Origin of the sequence: Pantoea sp. Seng (assembly GCF_009829935.1) — a bacterium.
Lineage (GTDB): Bacteria > Pseudomonadota > Gammaproteobacteria > Enterobacterales > Enterobacteriaceae > Pantoea > Pantoea communis.
Window position 1 is genome coordinate 194,279 of the sequence record NZ_SZZV01000006.1, and the last position, 25,945, is coordinate 220,223.

The following is a 25,945-nucleotide window of genomic DNA, read 5'->3' on the forward strand; positions in this document are numbered from 1 at the left end:
CAGGCTTGTTATTAACTGGCAATCAGCACCAGTGGCGCGTAAGGCGGTAAGTTATCCAATGAAAGTTGCTCGTTAAGCGCTAAGGTTGCACCACTTAACAGATTGCGATAGTGCCGGTGGGCCAGCGACTCAGGTAAGGGAATGGACGTTTCAGCCCAGGAAGTGCCCTCCAGCATTAAACGAGGCGCCACAACGATGAGGCTGTTTTCACTGTCCTGTCGCGCATAGGCAATCAGGTGCTCTGGATGCGCGCCTGTGGCGTACAATGGTTGATAATCGCCGAAACGGAATAGCTGCGGCTTATCCAGGCGCAGGTGTAATAAGCATGCGATGACCTGCTGTTTGAGTTTGCCGCTGCGCCAGTCAGAGGGCTGAGTGAAATCAGGACGGCTGCGATCAACTAGTTGCGCCTCCAGCACGGCGTAATCGGGCTCACGGCGGTTATCGGGATCGACGAGGCTGAAATCCAGCGCTTCGCTGCCCTGATAAATATCCGGGACGCCTGGTGCGGTGAGCTTAATCACGGTCTGTGACAGGCTATTAACCAGGCCGGCATCAACGAAAGGTTGAATGGCTGTGACGAAGTCCGTCAGGAAAGCTGAATTTTCTGCAGATAGCAGATGTTTTGCATATTCCAGCACCGCCTGTTCGTAAGTTTCATCGCCATCCGCCCAGTCAGTGCGCAGCTTGGCTTCACGCAGCGCTTTCTCCACAAACGGTAAAAAACGTGCCTCAAGGGTACGCAACCCGTCGTGGTCATCTGGTCGTAAGGTCGTGGGCCACGCACCGGCCAGCGCCTGATACAGCATCCATTCTACCGCCGGTTCGGGGGCCGGGCCTTCGTTCAGGGTGAGCACTTTGGATTGATTCAGCTCCCGCCAGCGCGTGACGTTCTCTGCCCAGCGTGCGGGCGCTTCACTCAACGTATATAGCCGGGCACGGGCATCTTCCCCGCGTTTGGTATCGTGGGTTGATGTCGTTGAGAGGGCGTCGGGTTGTTTGTGCAGCCGGGTTTGCATCTGCTGGTGGAAGTGTTCCACAGAGAAGGGGTGCGGCAGCGGTTCCGCGCCGACTTCGTTGATGGCAAGGATGGCGTGATTTCGGAAGAACAGGGTGTCTTCCACCGATTTCGCCATCAACGGGCCGGTGAGTTGCTGGAAACGGGTACGAAATTCAGCGGCATCCGGTTCACTTTGTTCCGAGACCGCACCGAGTAATATGGCCTGCAGGAAGCTGAGTGCAGCGGGAAACGCACTGAACTTCACCGCTTCCAGTACCTGTTGCAGCAGCGCTTCACCCGCCAAAGGCATGCCCGCCGGGCGACCATAGGTGCGGTAAACCGGGAAGGCGATCAGCATCTCGCGCAGGGCGACATGCAACTCAGCTTCGCCAAAATTTCGCTGTTCTAAATGTGCCACCCCGGTCAATATCGCCAGCAGGCGTGAAAATTCACCAGCGAAGTTACGATCAACCATCAATTCACGGGCGGCGCGCAGACCAGCACTGACATCATTCCGCTCTTCGGTGACGGCTTCATAGGCCAGATGCAACGCATCAATCTGGGTATCGTCGATCAACGCATGTGAAAGCGCAGCGATAAACTCATAGCCAGTGGTGCCGGAAATGGGCCATTCAACCGGAATCTGCTCTTCTTCTGCCAGAATCTTCTCTACCGTGATGTAGCAATCCGCACCTGCGGCTTGACGCAAGCGCTGAAGATAACCCTGCGGATCGGCCAGACCATCAACGTGATCGACACGCAAACCACTCACAGCACCGCTGTGAACCAGTTCCAGAATCAGTGCGTGTGAGGCGTTGAACACGGCTTCATCCTCGACCCGCACGCCGACTAGCCCAGTGATTTCAAAGAAGCGTCGGTAAGAGAGATCTTTTCGTGCGTCACGCCAGTTGATCAGCTGCCAGGGCTGCTGCTGATGCAATTCGGCAATCGCTGCGCGATCGTTGATGGCCAGCACCTCATCGGCGCGTCCTTGCCAACTGGCAGGCGTCAGCGGATAGAAGCTGTCGTAGTAAGCCAGCGCCGGATGGCCAGTTTGCGGATGGGGCTTAATGCTCAATTCGTCGTTTTGCAGCACGCGTTCAAAATCATCGCCGAGGAACGGCAATGTGAGGGGACGCGACCAGTCGATATCGAAATAGCGTGCATACTGACTGTTTTCTCCATACTCAATCACATCACGCCACCAGGCATTTTCCAGTGACGCCGCCATATGGTTTGGCACGATATCCAGAATTAAGCCGAGGCCGGCCTGCTGTAATGCCGCCGACAGTCGGTTAAAACCGTCACGTCCGCCCAGCGCAGGATCGATTTCATTGGCATCAGTGACATCGTAGCCGTGCGTGGAATCGGTGGTGGCAGTGAAGATAGGTGAGGCGTAAAGATGGCTGATACCGAGCCGCTGCAAATAAGGTAACAAGGTGATGGCGCGGTCAAAAGTCATGCCGTTGCGGAACTGAATACGGTAGGTTGCTGAAGGAATTGTCATGCTTTTTCTCCCTGTGCCAGACGCACCACAATGGCATGTTGCGGCAACACATCATTCTCCTGCGGCCAGGCAAAGAGGGTTTTGCCTGCCATAGTGGGTAAGGGCTGCGCCTGCTTGCTGATATTCAGTGCCAGCGAGAGTTCACCCTGCGGGAACTGCCAGCTCACCGCGATAAAACCTTTGGCCGTTTTCAGCACTTTGCCACTGTGACCGCCCGCCGTGGCGAGCAGCGGCACAATGTGGCGCTGACGCAAGGCCAACAATTGCTGAGTGAACGCCAGCCAGGCTTTGCCTTTCTCACTTTCCAGCTTGCTCCAGTCGAGTTTCGAGCGGGTGAAAGTTTCTGCCGCGTTGGGATCGGGCACGCTGTCGTCATGCCCTGCATGGCCGGTAAACTCTCGGGCGCGTCCATCACGTACCGCTTTAGCCAAATCACCATGAAAATCGGTGAAGAACAGGAACGGGTTGGTTTCGCCATACTCCTCGCCCATAAACAGCAGCGGGATATGCGGTGACAGTAACAGCGTGGCCAGCAGCACTTTGGTGCGATCGGCGCCTGCCAGCGTAATCAAGCGGTCACCTTGCGCACGGTTGCCGACCTGATCGTGATTCTGGATGAAATCAACAAAGGCAACCGGAGGCTGTGCCGCACTGGGCACGCCGCGCCGTTGACCGCTCTGCGGCGAGATTTCCCCCTGATAGGCAAAACCTTCCGTCAGAATGCGTGCAATCAGCTTTTCAGGTATGTCAGCGAAATCCTGGTAGTAGGCATGGGTTTCACCGGTGGCAAACACATGAATGGCATTGTGGAAATCGTCATTCCATTCGCCGGTAAACAGCGGCGCATGGCCCTGTTTGTCACGCGGGTGCAGGAAGGTGACATTGCGTGAATCTTCCGTGGTGAGGTGGATAGGGCGGTCCGTTATCTCACGACGAATACGTTCAGCAATCTCAATCAACGCATGTTTGCTGGAGGTATCTTCGATTTGATCGATGGCATCAAAGCGCAGGCCATCGAGGTGATATTCCTGCAACCAGTAGAGTGGCGCTTCCACGATGTAACGACGTGCGGCATCAACATCATATGCGATGCCCGCGCCCCAGGGTGTCATGCGCTCTTTGTGGAAGAAATCAGGGGCCAGCAGCGGCAGATAGTTACCTTCCGGACCAAAGTGATTGAGCACAATATCGAGCACCACCGACAGGCCGTGTCCATGTGCAGCATCCACGAAGGCTTTGAAATCATCCGGCGAGCCGTAAGCGGAGTGCGGTGCGTACAGCAATACGCCGTCATAGCCCCAACCGCGATTGCCCCCAAACTGCGACACCGGCAACACCTCAATCATGGTAATGCCGAGTGCCTGCAAATAGGGCAAGCGGGTAATGGCGGCCTCGAAAGTGCCTTCGGGTGTGAAAGTCCCGATATGCAGTTCGTACACCACGGTTTCTTGCCAGGCGTGTCCGCGCCAATCCGTGTGCTGCCATGCATAATGACGAGGATCGACGACCACGGAAGGGCCATTGACCCCGGATTGTTGCGCGCGAGCGGCGGGATCGGGCACCACCGTGCCATCCGGCAGTACAAAGTTGTAAGTCGCACCAGGTTGTATGCCGCCCAGTTGCCGTTGATACCAGCCATCGTCCGAGGCTGACATAAGATGATCGCCATCGGCGAGACGCAAGGTAATCTGTTGCTGACCCGGTGCCCACAAGCGGAATAGCACGCTGCCATCCGCCTGAATCTCAGCTCCCCAGGATTTCTTAAATGATCTGAATTCCATTCAATTGCCTCGTTTAACCCTCGCAAGGGCAATGGACGACATCAAGCGGTACACGTTCCGTTTAAAGATGCTGACTGAGTACGATATACAGTGGGACGACAAGAAAGACTGAGAACAGATCATAGTCGATATTTTGCGCTTTTCTGGCGCGAACAGATGGGTTTAGGAAATTATCGACGCCTTACGCTTCGCTAATCAGGGAGGTGAATAGAAGAAAGGCGACCTGATGGTCGCCCCGAAGATTATGCTGGTTTGTGTTGCTGGACCTTGCGGCCGCGTTGCTTACGTAATTTATCAATCAGCTTATGCGCCTCCGCTTTGGTGGCGACTGCAGGTGAAGAGCCTTTCAGCGGTTTACGCGCGGTTTCACTCAACGTTAGCACCGTAATCAAACCGACAATTCCGGCGCCCATCATGTAATAAGCGGGCATCATCGCATTGTGCGTGGTGTCCACCAGCCATGCAGTGATTAACGGCGTAGTGCCGCCGAACAGTGACACGGAGAGGTTAAAGCCTATCGCTAATGCGCTGTAGCGAATATCGGTGACAAACAGGGCCGGTAATGTGGCGGGCATGGTGCCGCTAAAGCAGGTATGCAATAAACCTAATACCGCCAGACCGGCAAATACCAACATCATATTGCCAGAACCAATCAGCATATAGCTGGGAATAGCCAGCAATATTAAGCCCAGAGCCCCTAAGCCAATGACCGGCTTACGGCCCATACGGTCGGTTAAATGTCCCCACATCAACGTCAATGGCATCATAATAAACATAATGACCATGACTAACATGAGCCCGGATAATTCACTCATGCCCAATACGCCGGTTAAATAGCTGGGCATATAAGCAGTCAACATATAATTGGATACGTTAAATAACAGCACCAGGCCAATACATTTCAACAGCGGTTTACTCTGTACACGCAGCATCTGCAGCAAGGTCAGTTGAGGCTTATTGTGCTCAAGCTCTTCGCGCTTGTCCATGTGCTCTTTAAATGCCGGCGTCTCTTCCAGTTTCAGGCGAATATAGAGACCAAATAATCCCAGAGGTGCGGCCAGGAAAAAGGGAATACGCCAGCCCCAATCCATCATGGCTTGATGCGGTAATAGTGCGATCATGCCGGTGACCAGACTGGCACCGAGCAGATAACCCGCCAGTGTGCCGAATTCCAGGAAGCTACCCATAAAGCCACGGCGCTTATCGGTGGAGTATTCCGCGATAAAGGTCGCTGCGCCACCGTATTCGCCGCCGGTGGAGAAACCCTGCACCAGACGTGCCACCAGCAACAGGATCGGGGCGGCAATGCCAATACTGGCATAACTGGGAATCAGGCCGATGCAGAAGGTGCCAATCAACATCATGATCATGGTGAAGGCGAGCACTTTCTGCCGCCCAAAGCGATCACCTAACGGCCCAAATACCATTCCCCCGATTGGGCGAACTAAAAACGCAGCGGCAAAGGTGCCGAAGGAGGCGATTAACTGCGCAGTGTTACTGGCACCAGGAAAAAAGACCTGGCCGATAATCACGGCGAGATAGCTATATACGCCAAAATCAAACCATTCCATGGTGTTGCCTAACGCAGCAGCACTCACAGCGCGTTTTAATAATTTGTTATCGATGACCGTAATATCATCAACGGTTAAGTCAGATTGTTTAGAAATCGTTCCGGTGCTCATAAATCTCCATGAGTAAAATTAGAGCGATCTTATAGCTTTCGCAGCCAAAAAATTCACCTATGGAAATGAAAGCTATAAGAGGCTGAAAGGCGGATACCTTAGGTAATCTCTTTAAGATGTGCAAGTTTGTGACATATATCCTTGCATTAAAGCGTAGCGATGAAGGTATATTTTGTCAAAGTGCTTGAGGGGTGAAATAATAGATTGTGTCGTGATGAGGGAGACCGGTTTTATTCTGCATCATATTATGCGGTGACAGTTTGTCAGAGAGTTAATTATGCTGGGAGAATGTGCGCCACAAGGGTTTCAGCGGCGCAAAGCAGGCGAGGGAGAATCATTTGAACAGCGCACTGACGATAGAGCTAAATACCGAACCCGTCACGAAAGCATGATGCGTTACATTATCTTGATTTTGTATATCCGCTAACCGTTTTAACGCCGCTTCCGGAGTTGCCGCTTCAACTTCTTCATCTAACTTTTTATAGCTTTGTGAAATGAGCAAGACGGCGCTCTCGACATCTGTTCTTTCAAAAGTGGCAATGACCTGATCTTTTTTATAGAAAATGTAATCTGGCATGGTCAAATTCCCGTGTAAACATGCAAGTGCAGCGCTTGATACCTGATGCCCACTACTTTAGCAAACCCTGGCTGATTGAGCTAAGGAGGTGAATGCAATTGCGGTTGCGATCAATAATTCTCTGTCCGTTTCCAGCGAGCAAGGATGGGCTCGATAACGTTTACTGCTGATGAACCCATGTTATTAGCAGGAGGCAGTATGCATTACATTATTAGCGGATTGAATAGCAGCGATTTTGCACATTTATACGGAAAGGATGATGAGTACCTGGCACAGTACAACGCACGCCGAGTGTTAGCCAGCCAAGCCTCGGCTTTGCCAGACCGCATTGGCTTGAAGGATGTTCCACCAGGAGCTTATGCAATCTTGCTTAATCACACCTATCAACCCGCGAAATCACCATACCAGGGGAAACACGCAATTTTCATTCATGAAGGTTGTATGCAGTCCGGCATCTTCTACAACGAGATCCCGGAATACCTCGCTAAGCGTCAACTCTCACTGCGAGCCTTTAATCTTGAGCACTGCATTATTGCGGCAGAGCTGGCGACGGGTGATGAAGTGGAGCAAACAGTTTTAGATCTGCTACAGCGCCCTGAAACTGTGTATATCCACGCCCATAGTGCGCGATTTGGCTGCTATTTGGCGGCGATTAATAGGCATTAGGGCTAACTCACGTTTGTAAGATATTTTGAGGGTGGCGAGGTGGCGAGTATGTGTCGCTTGCATGGTGAGTCTCGCAACAGATGGTTGATTTAAACAGATGTCAGGCGGCTTTATGTGGGCACTGTTAGCAGTATCGGTAATATTGCTATTCGGCGCACTGGCGGTGGCTCAGGTTCGCGATCCTTACAAAAACGCTTCGTGAATGACACCAGATTACCGCGCCATCACGGCGCGGCAATCTAACTTATGTATCGGTATGGCTCTGATATCCCACCGGGTTACCGTTGTCGTCAAACACCTCATAAATCACGCTCTCACCCACCTGAACCGGTCGCGTTAATGGGAGGGTGAACGAACCAAACGGCGCCACCAGCACATCATCCACTTTAAGCTTATTGGCAATCTGTAATCTTAAGCTCATATACCACGCCGTTGGATTCTTTAGTGTTAGCTGGCGTTCGTGCACGATAAAACGCAGCTTCTGCACATCTTCAGGCTGAGGCACGCCCAGCGCCGCCGGTCGGATAAAAACCTTAAGCCGCAATCGCAACGGCAACATGACTTTTTGTTCGGCGCTGCCTGTTTGCCTGCTCAGCGCGGGAATCTGATAAATATTCAGCCAGTAAAGGCTCTCACGATCCTCCGGCAGCGACTGGCGTGAAGTGAGCACCAGACGAATTGCACGCTGCTCATCAGGTGCGAGTTTCATCATCGGCGGCATGGTAAAAATGGGTGCACTGCTCAATTCCGGGGACTGCATCAAATCACCGTCATCGCTCCAGATCTGTACCACGGAGGGGGTATCCGCACCGTTCTTTATATTTAGCGCCTGGCTGCTCTCACCGGCATTAAAAATGATGCGTGTTCTATCCACATTCACCACGGCCATGGCGTGAGCAGCGAATAACAGGCTGCTCAATGCCAATGTGTTACTGAAAACTGACCACCACTTGCAACTGCGCATTGACTGTCCCTGCTGTTACTGTTTGTCCACTTATGGCTTCGAGCGAAGCCAAAAAATCACCGCTGTAAATATTGCTGCTACCGGAAGAGACCAGCGAGGTGAGATCCGTATAGGCATACCAGCCGCGCGCATTCCCGGTGCCGGTGCTGGCGAGGTTAGGCAATAAGTTAATGGCAGAACCACTGGCGTTATAAATTTTGATGCCCACACCCGAGGCCACGCCGCTGCTGCCATATTGATTATCCAGCAGCCAGGTCAATCCGCCGCCGCTGGTGGTCAAACCTAACTGTGTCGCTTGTGACACTGCATTGGGCTGATTCACCAGCAAGCCCATCGCGACATTGGCGGCAGTGCTGGTGGATGTGCTGGTGCTGGACCGCGCGCCCGATTCGCACTGCAGCGAGATCGAAAACGGTACCTGACTGCTACCGCCTGCTTTGAGCGCGTTCACGCTGATGGTTGGCAGCAGCACCACAGATGGGTAGTTCTGGACTTCACACAACGCGCCCCGCACATAGGTCACGTTGCGATACGTACTCCAGGCGGCGGGCCAGTTGCCGTAAAACCCGTACCAATAGCTGGCGCTGTCCTGACCTACCGCCAGACTGTTGGTGTCCAGACCTGGGCCTTTAAAAGCAATATAGCCGCGCGGCTGCGTCCAAAGATCGCTGTAGCGGTTATCGCCATTGGCGTAATAGCTGGTTGAACTGATTTTGAACATTTCGTACAACACGTTGCTAAACGCGCTGGCCGGAATATAAAGGTAGGTGCCGTCAGAGTACCAACTGTCGGCGGTAAACTGGCGTGACTTCCAGTAGCGGCTGTAATACTCACCGGTGGTCAGATTGGTCATGCGCACTGCCACGTTTTTCGCCACATCGTAATAAGCGCCGCTAACCTCGCTGCTGGCATACATGCCAGCATAGGCGCTGTCACCGTTGGTGGCGTACATCTCAAACAAACTGCCCGCATCCGCTACTGCACAGCGGTAGAGAATCTGATTCGGGCTGTAAGCGGTGTTGCTGGCGGAGGTGAGAAACGAACCGACTGAACTGGCCAGCAACGATCCTGCGGGCTGAAAGGATGTACCGCTGTTGATGCTGATCACCGATGGCAAACCCAGGTTGCCTGAACAGGTATCACAGGCACCCGTCCAGGACGATGCGGTATAGCCGGCTGCCAGAGCGGCGGCTGAAAGCGATGAGGTGCTGGTGACTTTGATGCAGTTTGCCCATAACGTCAGCGGCAGCATCAGCAGCACTACGAGGAGATATTTAATTTTCACGAGTTATAGCGTCCTGCAAATACCATTGAGGAGGATAAGCGCCTGTTGCGTCTTTCCGGTGATTTGATAATTGACGGCGCAGCGTTGGGTTTTGCCATCCCAGCTGATTTGCAAACTGCCGGAGTCATGCGGAACGCGTGCGTAAAGCTGGCTTCCCTGACCGACAACGCCAATCACGGTGTTGGAGGCATCACGCACTTCGGCGCCCATCGGCGGTGCCATCCCCTCTGTGGTATTCAGTGAAATCAATACCGCGGTGCCGCGTAAGGTGGCAAAACTCACCTGACTCACGGCACCGGCATAAGGAACCACACGCTGGCTTCCGCCGTTTAACTCAGCATCGGCGCGCATGTGCAACGTATCGAGGCTGACCGTGTTTTCACGATAAGGGGTGAGCGAGGGCAGCAGCGCATATCCGTTGTAGTCAATGACGGCTCCTTGTCCGTTTTGCACCGCTGCACCTTGGGCGCCCTCGGCATGGATCAACGCGAACGTATCGCTGGTGTAAGGCCCCGCAGTGAGACCGCCACGATGCAGCAGTAAAGTGCCAGACGTGCCTAAACCGACCTGGCGATAGTGATCTCCCTGGCCGTAGTTGGCGCGGACTGCGCCAAAACGGGTGTTTTGCTGCAGGTTGCCCCCAAAGGAGCTCGCTTCTCCTTTGACGCCATTGCGGTAATGCTCAGTTCCTCCGTAGAGCGAATAGGAGAAATCGCGCTGTTCGCCTGCCGAACCTGTTAGTGTCGCCATCGAAGACTGGCTCTGTTTTGACTGGTTGTAGTTGTAGGCCACAGATGAAAGACCCGCACCCCAGTTAAGCGGTACTGAAATATTCACTGAAAGGGTATTTTCGCTGTATCGCTGCTGGCGGCTGCTGTCGAGGTTATCGTTGACGCTCAGGTTAAATTGCTGGGTATTCCACCAGGTGCGTTGACGCGCCACATTGATACCGTAACTGATATTGCGCCAGCTGTTGCTATAGCCGAACTGCAACTGGGTGATGCGTGACTGGTTGTTGTAATAATCGGCGGTGCTGGCGCTTAAACTGACCAGGCCATACGCATCCATTGACTGGCTGAGTGTCGCCGATAAGCGATTACGCTGGTTGAGCGAGTCTGAGTAGTAGTTGATGTCCGCTTGATGCTGGCGTCGAACCCCTAAAACATCCTGAAGGTCGCGAAATCCACGAGTCGAATATCGATAAGCGGCCAGGACCAGGTTGGTGCCGGTCTGAAAGGTCTTGCTATAACTCAACTCGGCACGCCAGCCGGAGGTGCGCTGGTCATTTTCGGCCTTAGCCTGGGAAAATGTGGTGTTCAGACCCATCGCACCGATTCCGGTTGCCCAGACACCTCCCAGAAGCCACGCCTGGTAATCTTCCGCCAGCCGTGAACCGACGGTTGCCGTCAAACTATTACTGACGCCGCGCTGCATCACGCCCTCAAAAAAAGCGTTATTCACAGCGTAATATTGGCGCACACGGCCCAGCGCCAGCGAGTAATGCCAATTGCCCGGACGAACCGAATCAGGAACCGAGGAGTAGGGCACCGTGAAGGTAGCGATTTTACCGTTGGCTTCAATCACCTCTACTTCAAAATCTCCCTGACTGCGGGTGTTGTTCAGATCATCAATGATAAACGGGCCAGGCGGCACCACGGTTTCATAGATGACCTTGTTCAACTGTTTCACAATCACACGGGCATTAGATAAGGCGATGCCTCGAATTTCAGGGGCATAACCGCGTCTGCCTTGCGGCCACATACGTTCGTCAGTGGCGAGTTTTACGCCATTAAACGGCAGGCTGCCAAATAGCGAGCTGTCTGTGTAGCTATCGCCAAGGGAAAGCTGGCTATTGATCGACGTCAGTGGCCGTTGCACCCAGGTTCGTACCTTGTTGTAGCGATAGCTGCTACCACCCACACTGCTGCTGAGATAGCGAAGATTGCCCTGATGACGCAGCTGCCAGTTGGCGACATTGGTGCCTGCGGTGATCCCGCTCCACAGATATTGATAGCGGTAGGCGGCCGCGCTGTTTTCCGTCCAGGTGTAATTGGTGTTGTGGCGCAGGAATAACGCGGTCATCCCGCCATCCCACTGTTCGGGCGGAATATAACCACGCGGCGTGCGCTTAAGCGCTGACAGGGGCAGCGTGATATTCAGGCGTAACGCGGCGGCATCAAAAGCCCAGCTCCCTTGTGGCGTCCAGTCAACAAGCGGGGCGCACTCGCGATCGATTGGCTGTGCTGGAACCTTTTTTAACGGCAACATTTTCACCAGCGAAAAGGGCAAGCATGGCTCGGCCTCTTTTCCTTGTGCCGGGGGCAAAAATTCCAGCTTCACGCTGGATGACACGAGGCCATTATTGACATAAACATCGACCAGATAATGCCCCGCGGGCAACTCGCTTTGGTTGAATTGCGCGATGTTCTGACCGAAGGCTGAGCCTTTAAACAGCGACGGATCGAAATAATATTCTTCACTGTGCACGGCTGTTGAGAAATAGAATGAAACGGTCAGAAAGAATAAGGGGAATTTCAATTCATTGGGAGTTGATGGGGTAATTTTCACTTATTCTGGCTCCCTGATCGTTAATCGCGTCGAGTTTGACGCTGCCTACACCCTGTAAGCGTTGTTTGGTATGATTGAACCAGCAGGTATGCACGGAGAACGGGGCAACCATTACAGGTTCACACGCATAATTTTTTCCCGCGATACGCAGGGAAATAGCGACGAATGAAGCATGCCAGGGCTGCGCATTATCGATCTGTAATCCGCTGCCTTTTTGGGGATCGATTAGAGTGCGGACTTTAATACCCGATAAAATATTGCCCGGTTTGCCTATTGCCGCCGGGCGATAAAACAATTTCACCCGATTGCGCAGCATGACCGTCATGGCATTCTTATCGGCGGCAGCCTGTGATGCGGGCGGAATTTGCAGCATGTTAAACCAGTAAACGGACTCTCGATCCTGAGGCAGTTTGTCTGGCTGGCTGACGACAATACGCGCGACCTGCCCTGATTTCGGCTGAATACGAAATACCGGCGGCGTAGTGATAAAGGGCACGCGATTAATCTGCTGTGGTTTGGCATCCATACCACCCTCATCAAACCAGGTCTGAATAACATAGGGAATGCTATCGTCGTTTTTAAATTGAATATTGATGGAGCTGACCGGTGCCGGGTAAATGATCCGACTGCCCAGCAGCGTGACGCTTGCTGCTGCCGAGGCTGACATCACGCTGATAAATAACGCGCCCAGGGCATTGCGTAAATACATACAGACAATCTCATGGCATGCAGCGCACGCCCGGATATCCGAACGTACGCTGATTAATTATTACTGGTAAGTCACAGCGTATTGTAATGAAGCAGCCACGGTTCCGGCAGCGGCGACACCATTGGCATAATATTGTGCTTTATAAGTGGCCGAGGATTCGGTCTCATCGGCGGCAAGCGTCAGGTCGCCATCACCGGTATAGCCGCCTGTCAGGTTAATCACCGCGTCTTTACTGTCCACCAGTTGGACCTCAACATTTTTTGCGGTGCCGGTATTCGCCAGGTTGCCATTGGCCGTCACGTTGTTGCCGACAAACACCGTTGAAATTTTTGTTGAAGAAGCTGAGTTGCCGGTACAACCGGTCAAACCTACGGTAAAGGCGGTTTGACCGGCGACATCACCGCTGGCAGCCAGATCGGATTTACTCACAGTTGGCATCAGCACCACCGGTGAGGCAGCATTGCCATTCACCGAGATGGAACAGGTTTCATCAGCCACTTCACCCTGGAAATTAATGGTGTTATCGGACGCTGCAACGGCAGAGGCCGAGAAAAGGGCACCGGTGATAACCAGTGAAAGCAGTGTTTTATGTGTTTGCGTCATTTCGTGTAATCCTTTTACTTAGTGACCCGAGATCAGCTGATTAAGGCTGGTACCGGTCTTTCGTCGAATCGAATCTTTAATGTTGTAAATTTTTTTCATCTCATGGTTCATTGCTATCGAAATGGCAGAAAGTGAATTCCCTTTTAAGGCTAAATCCAGAAAGGTTACTTCCTCATTCGACAGTGCATTAACTCTCCTTGTTGCGCCTCCTTTTAAACCATAATAGGTACTGTTAATCACCTTCTTGATATCCTCTAACCGGTCTTCACAATAAATAACGGAGTGGATTCCCTCACTCTTTATCCAGTGTGCAGCCAGAGCGGCCAGCGGTCGATCGGAGACCAAAACGATGGTCAGCCCGGTGGATTTCAGATAATCAATCCAGTTTTTATTGGTGAGATAACGTAAGTTTTCTCGCGAAAAATCAACGAATATACATCCCCGGCAAAACACACTTTCATAGCGACCAGCGACTAATGAAAGTACACCTTTAATCAGGAAATGATTGTTCCCCGGCCAAATCGCAATTTTTTGTATTGGACAGCGATTAAGAATATCGTTGTTTCGGTTCGTCAGCTGGCAGCCATATTTGCAACTGGCACAGCGTAAGTCCTCTCGTGTGGTATTTTTCATAACAAACTCATCCGCTCCTGTAAGAGCTGCGGATATCCTGGCAGGATAATTGTTTTTATTCAACGAGTTAAGAAAATTAGTCATTTCTTACCCTCAGAAAAGTCTTAGGTTGTACGGGATGGTGATTTTTAAAATTCCATTGTCTTTTCTCAACTTGGCATGATCGTCATCGTTTCATACCCCTATAGAGTTAAGAACTTTCTAAATCCCCCAGGATTAATGGTGAAAATCGGCTTTTGGGATCAAAATTTAGATAGCATTAATTGCTAAATAATTGAATGTTCGTCAGTGTTGAGCCTGATTATCTTTGGTGTGAAAAGTGAGATTCCAGGATTTTTAATTTTTATTTGATGTAATGAAAACTGCCTCTGGTCTGTGGGTTGTGATGCGGCGAGGTAATTGAGTAATGAAGTTCACCTTACGGAAGGGGATATTTATCTCTCTTAGGATTATTCTTACACCTAATGCAGGGTGGATTTGATCTTAAAATGTCCGCGCGGAGAAGATTTTTACATATCATTAGCAATCTTGTGACCGCTTTGATTAGTACAATTAATCAAAGCGGATGAGGGTTCAGCTTACTGGCTATGATTTATCTACGAAATATTTTATTTGGCTAAATCAATTGTTAATGTCTGGTGTTTATTTAATTGATAAAAAAAGACTGTGCATTTAGGAAGACCAGGCGACAAATATTGTCTGGTTGAGGTTACGTTGTGAATTAACGCTGAATTATGAGTCGGGCCAGCGACATTCGTCACTCATGGTTTGCGCCAAAGCGGCAGCAGCGTGCGAGAGCTGGTGCTGTTTCAATCGCAAAATGCCCACTCGCCGCTCAATCTGTGGTGAGACCAGCGGCACGCATACCGCGCCGAGTTCTCGCATCTGCTGAATACAAAGAGCAGGCACCGCGCTGGCTCCCAAACCGCTGGCGACCATTTTGCCCACGGTGACCAATTGATGACTTTCGTAAGCGACGTCGAGTCTTCTTCCTGCCTGTGCCAGTGACTGCTCAAGCAGCAGACGCACCGCCGAAGGACGCTGCAAGGTAATGAAATCCAGATGCAGCAGTTCTCGCCAGCTCAGCTGTGGCTTCTCCGCTAACGGGCTATCAGCGGGCACCACGGCAACAAAGCGGTCGCTACCCAGCGGGGTGAAGTGCAGCGCATCGGCCAGTTCGGGTTCAAAGGCGACACCCATCTCCACGCGTCCCTCCTGCACCATCTCCAGCACCGTTTCATTGATCACGTCATGCACCGCGATATTGACGCCGGGATAGCGCTGGCGAAAAGCCTTCAGCACCGCAGGCAGCAGGTTGCCAGCAAAAGAGGGCATGGCGGCAATCGACACTTTCCCCAGTTGCAGCGTAAAACGCAGATGCATCGCCTCTTCGGCATTTTCCCAATCCGCCAGCAGCCGTCGTGCCATGGGAAAAAAGATCTCACCTTCCGGCGTCAGTGATACGTGGCGGGTGGTGCGCATAAACAACGGTCCGCCCAACGCTTCTTCTAATCCGCTGATCGCCAGGCTCAGCGCCGGTTGCGAAATCGCCAGACGTTCGCTGGCCTGGGCAAAACTCAAAGTGTGAGCGACCGCTAAGAACGCGCGTAACTGCTTGATAGTCATTTTCATTTTGCTTTTGTTAACTTTATGTAAAACAACGATTAACAGAATATTAATAAGAAAAGTAAATGAAAGGCCAATAAAAACAAAATTAACAAATCATTTTTGTGACGCGAGGATGGCTTTATTCGGTGAGCTGAGGAGATATACAGCAATGGCAGGATTAGACAAACGCGTCACCAGTTATCAGCAGGCGCTGGCTGGATTGCAAGACGACATGACGCTGCTGGCGGGGGGATTTGGCCTGTGCGGCATTCCAGAAAATCTCATCGCCGAAATTCGTCAGCAGGGCATTAAGGGGCTGACCGTGGTCTCGAATAACTGCGGCGTGGATGGCTTTGGCCTCGGGCTGCTGCTGGAGAATCGGCAGATCAAAACCATGATCGCCTCTTACGTCGGTGAGAACGCGCTGTTCGAGCAGCAGATGCTCAGCGGTGAGCTGGAAGTGATTCTCACGCCGCAGGGGACGCTGGCGGAAAAAGTGCGCGCAGGCGGCGCGGGTATACCCGCATTTTATACGGCCACCGGCTATGGCACGCCCGTGGCAGAAGGTAAAGAAGTCAGAGAATTCGATGGGCGCCACTACATTCTGGAACAAGCGATCCGCGGTGACTTCGCCATCGTCAAAGGCTGGAAAGCGGACTGGTACGGCAATGTGATCTATCGCCACACTGCGCAGAATTTTAACCCACTGATGGCGATGGCTGCCCGTGTCACCGTTGTTGAAGTTGAAGAGATTGTGGCGCCAGGTGAACTGGATCCAGCAGCTATTCATACGCCGGGCATTTATGTCGATCGCCTGATACAGGGCAACTTCGAGAAACGCATTGAGAAACGCACCCTGAGTGAAGGAGGCGCACATGCTCACGCGTGAACAGATGGCGCAGCGCGTGGCGCAGGAGCTACGCGATGGCGATTACGTCAATCTTGGCATTGGCATGCCGACGCTGGTGGCCAACTACGTACCTGAGGGCATGGATGTGATGATGCAGTCGGAAAACGGTTTGTTGGGCATGGGGGCGTTTCCCACCGAAGCCGAACTGGATGCCGACATGATCAATGCCGGCAAACAGACGGTGACCGCAAGAAAGGGTGCGGCAATCTTCGATTCGGCACAGTCTTTCGCCATGATCCGCGGCGGCCATGTTGATCTTACCGTGCTGGGCGCGCTGGAAGTGGACGTTAGCGGCAACATCGCATCGTGGATGATCCCCGGAAAAATGGTCAAGGGGATGGGCGGCGCGATGGATTTGGTGGCGGGTGCGGAAAACATCATCGTGATGATGACGCACGCATCAAAGCATGGCGAATCAAAACTGCTGTCCGAATGCACTTTGCCGCTTACCGGCGTCGGCTGTATTCGTAAAGTGATTACTGAACTCGGCTGGCTGGAGATTGAAGAGGGCGCTTTTGTGCTGCGTGAGTATGCGCCGGGCGTCACGCTGGATGAGATCCGTGCAAAGACGGCCGGGCAATTACGCATCGCCGATGATGTCCGTGAAATGCATTTTTCAAAGGAGGCATCATGAACGAATGTGTGATTGTGGCAGCCACCCGCACGCCCATCGGCCGTTTTCACGGTGCGCTGGCGTCTCTTACTGCTGCAGAACTGGGCCAGCAGGTGATTGCCACACTGCTGAAACAAACCGCGCTCGATCCCGCGCTAATCGATGAGGTCATTATGGGGCAGGTACTCACCGCCGGATGCGGGCAAAACCCTGCACGCCAGGCGGCCGTGGCGGCGGGCGTGCCTTACAGCGTGCCAGCCAGCACGCTGAACATGGTGTGTGGCTCAGGGCTGAAAGCGGTGATTCAGGCCGCACAAGCCATTCAAAGCGGTGCCGCCGAGATCATTATCGCGGGCGGTCAGGAGAGTATGAGCCAATCCCCTTATTTGCTGCCGGATGCGCGTAGCGGCTGTCGTTTGGGGCACAGTCAACTGATGGACAGCGTGATCCACGATGGTCTGTGGGATGCGTTTAACGACTACCACATGGGGATCACTGCCGAGAATCTGGCCGACGAATACCACATTAGCCGTGCCGATCAGGATGCCTTTGCCTTGCAATCCCAACAGAAAGCGGTGACGGCACAGCAGCAGGGCGCCTTCCGTGCAGAAATCACGCCCGTCACGGTGGCGCAGGCTAAAGGCGAGACATTGGTGATCGGTGAAGATGAACAGCCACGCGCGGACAGTTCAGCAGAGCGGCTGGCGCGTTTGCATCCCGCCTTTAAAAAGGACGGCAGCGTGACCGCAGGTAATGCTTCCAGCCTGAATGATGGCGCGGCCGCCGTGCTGTTGATGTCAGCATCACGCGCCGCTGCTCTAGGGCTGCCGGTGCTGGCGCGATTGACCGGAAGCGGCATGGCCGGTGTGGATCCTGCGGTGATGGGTATCGGCCCGGTGGCTGCCACCAATAAAGCCCTGAAACAGGCTGGTTGGGAGCTGGATCAAGTGGACTTAATCGAAGCTAACGAAGCCTTTGCCGCGCAGGCTCTGGCGGTAGGCAAAGCGCTTAACTGGCAGCCGGAACGGATCAATGTCAACGGCGGTGCCATTGCGCTGGGTCATCCGATTGGTGCCTCCGGCTGCCGCATTCTGGTGACGCTCATTCATGCCTTGCAGCAGCGTGAGCGAAAGCGCGGTCTGGCAACGCTGTGTGTTGGCGGCGGTATGGGCGTCGCCCTGGCGGTTGAACGCCCGGATTGAGGCGGACCGATTCAAATTTTTGGCAATGTCTTTACCTTCAACCCTACAAAATAATAAGGAAGCAACATGAGTGTCGTTATTGCCCTCGCTGCGCTTGGGTTGCTGATGTTAGCCGCCTATCGCGGCTATAGCGTAATTTTGTTCGCCCCGATTGCCGCGCTGTTAGCGGTGCTGTTAACCGAACCGGCTGCGGTCGCGCCGGTGTTCAGCGGTCTGTTTATGGAAAAGATGGTGGGCTTTGTGAAGCTCTACTTCCCGGTGTTTCTGCTGGGTGCCATCTTTGGCAAGTTGATTGAGCTATCCGGCTTCTCACGCTCGATTGTCACGGCGGCCATTGCGCTGCTGGGGCGTCGCCATGCCATCCCGGTGATTGTACTGGTGTGCGCACTGCTGACGTACGGCGGTGTGTCGCTATTTGTAGTGGCCTTTGCTGTTTATCCGTTTGCCGCAGAACTGTTTCGTCAGAGCAATATCCCTAAGCGCTTGATTCCGGCAACGGTGGCTCTGGGTGCGTTCTCCTTCACCATGGATGCACTGCCCGGCACGCCACAAATCCAGAACATCATTCCCGGCAGTTTCTTCGGCACTAACGCCTGGGCTGCGCCATGGTTGGGGTTGATCGGTTCACTCTTCATTATTGTGGTGGGCTTACTGTGGCTGGATCGGCAACGCCGTCGGGCACAGGCCAACCAGGAACCCTATGGCACTAACCTGAAGAATGAGCCAGAAACAGCAGAAGATGTTCGCTTGCCGCATCCGCTGATCGCCATTCTGCCGCTGATTCTGGTCGGGGTGCTCAATCTCTGCTTCACCTGGTGGATCCCGTCATGGTACGGCGCGCAGAGCAGCGTCACGCTACCGGGAAATCCCACGCCGATTCTCACCGATATTAAGAAAACCACCGCGATTTGGGCAGTACAGGCGGCGCTGCTCAGCGGCATTCTGGTGGTGCTGATTTTTGGCTGGCGCAACATTCGCGGTCGTCTGGCAGAAGGCAGTCGTACGGCGGTCGCCGGTGCGTTACTGGCGGCGATGAATACCGCCTCCGAGTACGGTTTTGGTGCGGTAATCGCTGCGTTGCCGGGTTTTGTCGTGCTGTCTGGCGTGCTGCAGGCGATTCCCAACCCGCTGCTCAATGAAGCGATCAGTATTACCGTGCTGGCGGGGATCACCGGTTCGGCATCGGGCGGGATGAGTATTGCGCTGGCAGCGATGGCAGAACACTTCGTGCAGGCGGCGCAGGCCACGGGGATTCCGATGGAAGTGCTGCACCGCGTGGCGGCGATGGCCAGCGGCGGGATGGACACACTGCCTCACAATGGCGCGGTGATCACCTTGCTGGCGATCACCGGGTTAACGCATAAAGAAGCGTATGGTGGCATCTTCGCCATCACCATTATCAAAAGTCTGGCCGTGCTGTTTGTGATTGGGGTGTTTTACCTCACCGGCATTGTCTGAAGGAGGATGAATCGATGCAATTAACGGGAAAAGTGGCACTGGTGACCGGGTCTACCAGCGGTATCGGATTAGGTATCGCGGAGCAACTGGCACTGGCAGGCGCCACGGTAATACTCAACGGTTTTGGCGAAGTGGAACACGCAAAAGCGGTTATCGCTGCCACCGGGGCAACAGTGGACTATCACGCGGCAGACATGTCCGATTCGCAACAAATTGCCGCGATGATTGAGTGGGCGGAAGCGCACTATGGTGCGGTAGATATTCTGGTAAATAATGCCGGTATTCAGTACACCGCGCCGGTGGAATCTTTCCCGGTAGAGAAGTGGGATGCGATTATTGCCATCAATCTCTCTTCGGTGTTTCACACCAGTCGCGCCGTTTTACCCGGCATGCAGGCACGTCACTGGGGGCGCATCATTAATATCGGCTCCGTGCATGGGCTGGTGGCATCGAAAGAGAAAGCCGCCTATGTCGCTGCGAAGCATGGGGTGGTAGGGCTGACAAAAGTGATTGCGCTGGAGAACGCGCAATCACCGATCACCTGCAACGCCATCTGTCCGGGCTGGGTGCTAACGCCGCTGGTGCAGCAGCAGATCGATAAACGCATTGCAGCCGGCGAGGATGCCGAAACCGCGCGCCTGGCGTTATTGTCAGAAAAACAACCTGCTCAGGCTTTTGTTACACCTGAGCAGTTGGGAGCATTGGTGCTGTTTCTGTGCAGTGAGGGCGGTGCGCAGGTGCGCGGCGCGGCCTGGAACATGGATGGCGGCTGGCTGGCGCAGTAATGCATCACGGCTTTATCCACGCGGCAATACACTCTTTCATCACGCGCAGGCGCTCATCCAGCGCCGCTTTGGCACTGAGATCCTGCTGATAGATAATCGACAGCGTTGACTGATTGATCAGATAGAAAAAGCCCAGCGCGGAGATATTGATGTTGAGTTGCATCACATCGATATCCTCGCGCACGTTTCCTTCGGCGCGTCCTCGTTGCAGCAATTGCTGGGTGATACTGCTCCAGCTCTGATTAATCTGCACGGTGATGTCAGAATCTTTGAGATGCCGCGCCTTGAGCTGATTTTCACTGTTGAGCAGGCGAATGAACTCGGGGTTTTTCAGGTAATAGTGCCAGGTAAACTCCACCAGCTGCAAAATTGCCTGATCGGCGGGGAGGTGATCGAGCTTTAAGGCTGCTTCCTGCTCGCGAATGTCACGATAGGCTTCTTCCAGCACGCGGGTAAACAGAATGTCTTTGTTAGTGAAGTAGTAGTAAATCAGTTGCTTATTGGCATGAGCGCGTTCGGCGATGCTATCAACACGTGCACCGTCGAATCCTTTCTCAGCGAACTCTGCGCACGCGGCCATCAGTATCCGCACCTGCTTATCCGTGACATCCTCAATGTTACTCGCAACACGATCAACCAAAGCAGAATCCCCACATATCACTGTTTTACTGAGCATTATAGTGCCTCTTTTTGCGCATAAAACAAGGGCAAAAGATTTTCAACTAACTAGTTGGTTATGTGAATTCGATCAAAGTCAGGTCTCTTTCTGCCCATTATAGTGACGTCATCAACCAGTTAGTTGATTGATTATGAATCAGCGAACGGCGGAGCGTTGAAATAGATGTTGAACGTGTTACTTCCATCACAAACGACTTTGAGGTGAATACATGGCGCAGATTCCAGTGGGCATCATCATGCACGGCGTGACCGGGCGAATGGGTAAAAATCAACATCTCATCCGTTCGATTGTGCAGATTCGGCAGCAGGGCGGTGTGGCGCTGGCCAATGGCGACCGATTGATGCCCGATCCGATTCTGATTGGCCGCAACGCGGAAAAAATGGCTGCGCTGGCGCGGGAATTTGGTATCGAACGTTGGGGAACCAACATTGATGAAGCACTGAATAATCCGCATGACATCATCTTTTTTGATGCAGCCACCACCCAGGCACGTCCGGCTTTGCTGAAGAAAGCCATCAGCAAGGGGAAACACGTTTATTCGGAAAAGCCGGTAGCGATGGGGCTGGATGATGCGCTGGATCTATACCATTTCGCACAAGAAAAAGGCGTGTGTCACGGCGTGGTGCAGGACAAGTTGTGGCTGCCGGGTTTGCAAAAGCTGCGTTTGCTAAATGAATCCGGCTTCTTTGGTCGCGTGTTATCGGTGCGCGGTGAATTTGGCTACTGGGTATTTGAAGGCGATCGCCAACCGGCCCAACGTCCATCCTGGAACTACCGCAGCGAAGATGGCGGCGGCATTATCCTCGACATGATTTGCCACTGGCGCTACGTCATCGACAACCTGTTCGGTGAAATCAAAAGCCTGAGCTGCATCGGCGCAACCCACATTCCACAGCGCTGGGATGAACAGCAGCAACCTTATGACGCCACGGCGGATGACGCGGTGTACGCCACCTTCGAACTGCACAACGGCGCGATTGTTCAGATCAACAGTTCATGGTGCGTGCGCGTGCGCCGCGATGATCTGGTGACATTCCAGGTGGATGGTGTCAACGGTTCAGCGGTGGCTGGCCTTAGCGATTGCTTTACGCAGGCTAGCGTCAATACGCCAAAGCCGGTCTGGAATCCGGATATCCGTCAAACCCATAACTTCTTCGATGACTGGGCCAGCGTGCCGGATACCCAGGTCTACGACAATGCATTCAAAGTGCAGTGGGAGCTGTTTTTACGCCACGTATGGGGCGAAGGGGAATATCGCTGGGATCTGTTGGAAGGAGCCAAAGGTCTGCAACTGGTCGATCTGGCATTGAAAAGCTGGAAAGAGCGTCGCTGGGTTGATGTGCCATCGCTGGAACGCTAAGGAGCCGAACATGAGTCGTCCCCATTCCGAACAGCTTTCGCTCAACACGGCGACCGTGCGCCAGCAGTGGGATTTACGCCAAATCATTGAAGGTTGTGCGCGCCATGAGATTCGCGGCATCTCGCCGTGGCGCGATCAGGTAGCAAACATCGGTTTAGCAGAAGCGGTGCGGCTGATTCGTCATCACGATCTGCGGGTGAGTGGCTACTGCCGGGGCGGCATGTTTCCCGGCGTTGATCAGCAAGCACGCCAGGCGACCCTGGCCGACAACCAGCGAGCGGTGGATGAAGCGCTGGAATTGGGCGCAGAGTGCCTTGTGCTGGTGGTCGGCGGTTTGCCGCCAGGTTCGAAAGATCTGCCGGGGGCGCGACAGCAAGTGCGTGATGGACTCAGCGCTCTGCTGGAGTACGCCCGCGCGGGCGGCATGCCGCTGGCGATTGAACCGCTGCATCCCATGTACGCGGCGGATCGTGCCTGCATCAACACGCTGAAACAGGCTAACGACCTCTGCGATGAGCTGGGCGACGACGGACTGGGGATTGCCGTCGATGTCTATCACACCTGGTGGGATGCTGAGTTTTATCAGGAAATCGCCCGTGCGGGTCTGAAACGGCTGCTGGCGTTTCATATCTGCGACTGGCTCACGCCTACGCGGGACCTGCTGGAGGATCGCGGCATGATGGGCGATGGCGTTATCGATATCCGCGCCATGCGGGAAGCGGTAGAAGCCCAGGGTTATCGCGGATTACATGAAGTGGAAATTTTCTCCCGCCTGAACTGGTGGACTCAGGATCCAGATGAGGTGCTTAAGACCTGCAAGGCTCGCCATCTGGCGCACGGTTAACCGTATCTGACAGAGCTGAAAAGCTGTTTTCGTCGGTCACAGACATTGTCGAGGAAAAGATGAATACAGATACCCGCAAAATGATTCTGGTCACCGTGCTGTGCGGCCTTGGCTACATGATGTACTCGGTGGATCGCATGACGGTGTCATCAGCCATCGGGCTGATCGCTGGAGAGTTTGGTCTCGGTAAAGCGGAGAGTGGCATTCTGCTCTCCTCCTTCTTTTTTGGCTTCATCGTCTTTCTGTTCATTTCCGGCATTATCGCCGACAAGTTAAGCGGCAAACCGGTATTGATTCTCGGCCTGATGATGTTTTCACTGGCGACACTGTTAACGGGTGTCGCCGGCAGCATGACCAGCCTGATTTTTTACCGCGTGATGACGGGCATCGGTGAGGGCATCTTCTGGCCTGCCGCCTCGCTCGAAGTGGCCAACGTGACCAGCGAAAAACAGCGCACCACCGTGATGTCACTCTATTGGATGGGGTATCCGATTGGCGGATTCCTCGGTACATGGATGGGCGCCATGCTCGGTCCGATCTTTGGCTGGCGCGTGGTGTTCTACGTGGCGGGCGCGATGGGCATGCTGGTGGCGCTGTTGTATCTGGTGCTGGTGAAAAATGATCGTAAACCTGCCGAGTTGATTGCACGCCAGGCAGCGGAAAAAGTGCCATTAAAAATCTTGTTCCGCCATGCGCCGGTGTTGCTGATGGCTGCGTTCTATTTCGTGCTGCTGGCAGGCTGGTGGATTGTGCTGCTGTGGGCACCGAGCTATTTGATGCAGGTAAAAAATCTGTCGATTGGCACTGCAGGCACCATCGCCAGTCTGCTCGGCATTACTGGAGCGCTGGGCGGTTTTGTGTTGGGGCGCTACTGCGATAAGGGCGATTTCAAACGTCGTCGCACCATTCTGATGACCATTACTTTTATCAGCGGGCTGGTGATGGCCGCCATGGCATTCAATCTTTCGGTGCCGTTGGTGATTGTGCTGGTGCTGATCCTCGGTTTCCTTGGCTATCCGATTACACCCATTGTTCTCTCGCTCACTGCTGAACTGGTGCCGCCTTCTCTGCGCGGTTCCGCCATCGGCTTTGTGATGAATATGGGAATGGCGGCGGGCGGCATCTCGCCAATTGTGGCGGGTTACTACGCGCAGCATTACACCCTGCAACCGGTCTGGCTGGTGGCCGCCTGCGTCATTATCTGCAGCAGCCTGGTGTTGCTGGGGGTGCGTCGCCTGCCTATCGGAAGCCACAACAGTTCGCAGAATGTGATGCCGTCCGGGCATCTGGCAAAACACTGAAATAAGGAACAGAACCATGTCTGTGAGCAATAAAGTGCGTTTACTGGATCGCAACGGTCAGCCCTACAGCTACATCATGCAGGGTGAGCGCCACTGGAGCGTACCGGCGAAACCGCTATTTAACCGTGACGTGTATGCCGCTGCGCATGTGGTTGCCGACCCGCAGCGCATGCAAAATCCACATAGCGATATGGCGATTGACTGGGACAGCACGCTGGAATATCGCGATCATTTAATGTCGCTGGGATTGGGCATCGCGGAAGCCATGGATACCGCGCAACGCGGCATGGGGCTGGATTGGCCAACCGCGCTGGAGCTTATAAAACGCAGCGTTGAGCAAGCGAAAGCGTATCCGGGGGCACGGGTCGCCAGCGGGGCTGGCACCGATCATCTGACGGACTTTTCCCAACTGACCTTGCAGGATGTGATTGCCGCGTATGAGCAGCAAATCTCAGCAATCGAAGCCTGTGGCGGCCGTATTATCTTAATGGCTAGTCGCGCGCTCGCCGCCATTGCTAAAGGGCCAGAGGATTACATCACCGTTTACAGCACGCTTCTGCGCCAGGTGCGTGAGCCGGTTATTTTGCACTGGCTGGGGGACATGTTTGATCCCGCACTACGCGGTTACTGGGGCGGCGCGACGATTCACAGTGCGATGGAGGTTTGCCTTGCGGTGATTCGCGTAAATCAGGAAAAAGTGGAGGGGATAAAAATCTCCTTGCTGGATAAAGATCGTGAAATTGAGATGCGGCGCCTGCTGCCGGCTTCCGTTAAAATGTATACCGGCGATGACTTTAACTATCCCGAACTGATCGCCGGGGATGAGCAAGGTTTCTCGCACGCGCTTCTGGGTATCCTCGACGGCATTGCACCGGCCGCCACCAGCGCACTGCATGCATTGGCGCAGGGCGATCGCGCCAGCTTTGAACGCATACTGGCACCGACAGTGCCGCTGGCACGCCATTTGTTCTCGGCACCCACGCAGTATTACAAGGCGGGCATCGTGTTCCTGGCCTGGTTGAATGGCCATCAGAAGCATTTCACCTTGCTTGGCGGCATGCAGAGTGCGCGCAGTCTGACGCACTACTCTGAAGCGTTCAGACTGGCGGATGAGGCTGGTTTGCTGAATAACGCGGATGTGGCTGCTGAACGCATGTGGCTACTGGCGAAAATGCACGGTATTTAGCCTTTCGACCTAACGCGATTAGAG

Annotated in this window: 22 protein-coding genes; 10 read left to right on the plus strand and 12 right to left on the minus strand. The window is 53.8% G+C overall.

What is annotated here, in order from left to right; all coding sequences use genetic code 11:
* Positions 1-11: 11 nt before the first annotated feature.
* The 4 genes from treY to FD737_RS08280 form a co-directional block, all read right to left on the minus strand.
* Positions 12-2,507 (minus strand): malto-oligosyltrehalose synthase, encoded by a 2,496-nt coding sequence (treY, locus tag FD737_RS08265; RefSeq protein ID WP_160833229.1) that lies wholly within the window; start codon positions 2,505-2,507, stop codon positions 12-14.
* Positions 2,504-4,288, minus strand: a complete 1,785-nt coding sequence (treZ, locus tag FD737_RS08270) for a malto-oligosyltrehalose trehalohydrolase (protein WP_160833230.1) — start codon at positions 4,286-4,288, stop codon at positions 2,504-2,506. The genes treY and treZ overlap by 4 nt, the downstream gene beginning before the upstream one ends.
* Positions 4,289-4,530: 242 nt before the next feature.
* Entirely contained in the window at positions 4,531-5,970 is a 1,440-nt protein-coding gene (gene proP / locus FD737_RS08275) for a glycine betaine/L-proline transporter ProP (protein ID WP_160833231.1), read from the minus strand.
* 334 nt (positions 5,971-6,304) lie between these two features.
* Positions 6,305-6,547 (minus strand): hypothetical protein, encoded by a 243-nt coding sequence (locus FD737_RS08280; protein WP_160833232.1) that lies wholly within the window; start codon positions 6,545-6,547, stop codon positions 6,305-6,307.
* Positions 6,548-6,745: 198 nt separating this feature from the next.
* Between FD737_RS08280 and FD737_RS08285 the strand changes: the two genes are divergently transcribed.
* Entirely contained in the window at positions 6,746-7,213 is a 468-nt protein-coding gene (locus FD737_RS08285) for a DUF1203 domain-containing protein (protein ID WP_160833233.1), read from the plus strand.
* 244 nt (positions 7,214-7,457) lie between these two features.
* On the opposite strand, the gene FD737_RS08290 is transcribed toward FD737_RS08285, so the two are convergent.
* The 7 genes from FD737_RS08290 to FD737_RS08320 all read right to left on the minus strand — a co-directional run bounded on the left by FD737_RS08290 (position 7,458) and on the right by FD737_RS08320 (position 15,607).
* On the minus strand, positions 7,458-8,177 hold the full coding sequence (locus tag FD737_RS08290; RefSeq protein WP_160833234.1) for a fimbrial assembly chaperone: 720 nt from the start codon (positions 8,175-8,177) through the stop codon (positions 7,458-7,460).
* A complete protein-coding gene (gene stbD, locus FD737_RS08295; protein ID WP_202404502.1) occupies positions 8,143-9,429 on the minus strand; it encodes a fimbrial usher protein StbD in 1,287 nt (428 codons plus the stop codon). Before stbD ends, FD737_RS08290 begins: the two co-directional genes overlap by 35 nt.
* A gap of 36 nt (positions 9,430-9,465) precedes the next feature.
* The gene (locus tag FD737_RS08300; RefSeq protein WP_370523034.1) at positions 9,466-12,030 is read right to left on the minus strand and encodes a fimbrial outer membrane usher protein; all 2,565 of its coding nucleotides are present in this window, start codon (positions 12,028-12,030) and stop codon (positions 9,466-9,468) included.
* Positions 12,002-12,739 carry a fimbria/pilus periplasmic chaperone gene (locus FD737_RS08305; protein WP_160833236.1) on the minus strand — a complete coding sequence of 246 codons (738 nt, stop codon included), beginning with the start codon at positions 12,737-12,739 and terminating at the stop codon, positions 12,002-12,004. Before FD737_RS08305 ends, FD737_RS08300 begins: the two co-directional genes overlap by 29 nt.
* A 60-nt stretch (positions 12,740-12,799) precedes the next feature.
* Positions 12,800-13,342, minus strand: a complete 543-nt coding sequence (locus tag FD737_RS08310; protein ID WP_097117773.1) for a fimbrial protein — start codon at positions 13,340-13,342, stop codon at positions 12,800-12,802.
* 18 nt (positions 13,343-13,360) lie between these two features.
* On the minus strand, positions 13,361-14,059 hold the full coding sequence (locus FD737_RS23865; protein ID WP_237448762.1) for a LuxR family transcriptional regulator: 699 nt from the start codon (positions 14,057-14,059) through the stop codon (positions 13,361-13,363).
* Positions 14,060-14,707: 648 nt separating this feature from the next.
* Positions 14,708-15,607, minus strand: a complete 900-nt coding sequence (locus FD737_RS08320) for a LysR family transcriptional regulator (protein WP_097117774.1) — start codon at positions 15,605-15,607, stop codon at positions 14,708-14,710.
* 145 nt (positions 15,608-15,752) lie between these two features.
* On the opposite strand from FD737_RS08320, the gene FD737_RS08325 reads away from it, so the two are divergent.
* From FD737_RS08325 to FD737_RS08345, 5 genes are all read left to right on the plus strand, one after another.
* Positions 15,753-16,472, plus strand: a complete 720-nt coding sequence (locus tag FD737_RS08325; RefSeq protein WP_034822730.1) for a CoA transferase subunit A — start codon at positions 15,753-15,755, stop codon at positions 16,470-16,472.
* Positions 16,459-17,127: a CoA transferase subunit B gene (locus tag FD737_RS08330; RefSeq protein ID WP_097117776.1), complete on the plus strand. Its 669-nt coding sequence runs from the start codon at positions 16,459-16,461 to the stop codon at positions 17,125-17,127. The genes FD737_RS08325 and FD737_RS08330 overlap by 14 nt, the downstream gene beginning before the upstream one ends.
* On the plus strand, positions 17,124-18,308 hold the full coding sequence (locus FD737_RS08335; protein WP_160833237.1) for an acetyl-CoA C-acetyltransferase: 1,185 nt from the start codon (positions 17,124-17,126) through the stop codon (positions 18,306-18,308). The genes FD737_RS08330 and FD737_RS08335 overlap by 4 nt, the downstream gene beginning before the upstream one ends.
* Before the next feature lie 66 nt (positions 18,309-18,374).
* Positions 18,375-19,766, plus strand: coding sequence for a GntP family permease (locus FD737_RS08340; protein WP_097117778.1), 1,392 nt, complete (start codon positions 18,375-18,377; stop codon positions 19,764-19,766).
* 14 nt (positions 19,767-19,780) lie between these two features.
* Positions 19,781-20,551 carry a 3-hydroxybutyrate dehydrogenase gene (locus FD737_RS08345; RefSeq protein WP_160833238.1) on the plus strand — a complete coding sequence of 257 codons (771 nt, stop codon included), beginning with the start codon at positions 19,781-19,783 and terminating at the stop codon, positions 20,549-20,551.
* A gap of 4 nt (positions 20,552-20,555) precedes the next feature.
* Here the strand turns inward: FD737_RS08345 and FD737_RS08350 are convergent, their stop codons facing one another.
* Positions 20,556-21,191, minus strand: a complete 636-nt coding sequence (locus tag FD737_RS08350; RefSeq protein ID WP_237448763.1) for a TetR/AcrR family transcriptional regulator — start codon at positions 21,189-21,191, stop codon at positions 20,556-20,558.
* Positions 21,192-21,438: 247 nt separating this feature from the next.
* Between FD737_RS08350 and FD737_RS08355 the strand changes: the two genes are divergently transcribed.
* Genes FD737_RS08355 through FD737_RS08370 form a run of 4 tightly spaced genes read left to right on the plus strand, consistent with a single transcriptional unit; the run spans position 21,439 to position 25,921 of the window.
* A complete protein-coding gene (locus tag FD737_RS08355; RefSeq protein ID WP_034827454.1) occupies positions 21,439-22,590 on the plus strand; it encodes a Gfo/Idh/MocA family protein in 1,152 nt (383 codons plus the stop codon).
* 10 nt (positions 22,591-22,600) lie between these two features.
* On the plus strand, positions 22,601-23,434 hold the full coding sequence (locus FD737_RS08360) for a sugar phosphate isomerase/epimerase (RefSeq protein WP_160833240.1): 834 nt from the start codon (positions 22,601-22,603) through the stop codon (positions 23,432-23,434).
* A 59-nt stretch (positions 23,435-23,493) separates the two neighbouring features.
* Entirely contained in the window at positions 23,494-24,735 is a 1,242-nt protein-coding gene (locus tag FD737_RS08365) for an MFS transporter (RefSeq protein ID WP_160833241.1), read from the plus strand.
* A gap of 16 nt (positions 24,736-24,751) precedes the next feature.
* The gene (locus tag FD737_RS08370; RefSeq protein ID WP_160833242.1) at positions 24,752-25,921 is read left to right on the plus strand and encodes a dihydrodipicolinate synthase family protein; all 1,170 of its coding nucleotides are present in this window, start codon (positions 24,752-24,754) and stop codon (positions 25,919-25,921) included.
* The last annotated feature ends 24 nt before the right edge of the window (positions 25,922-25,945 follow it).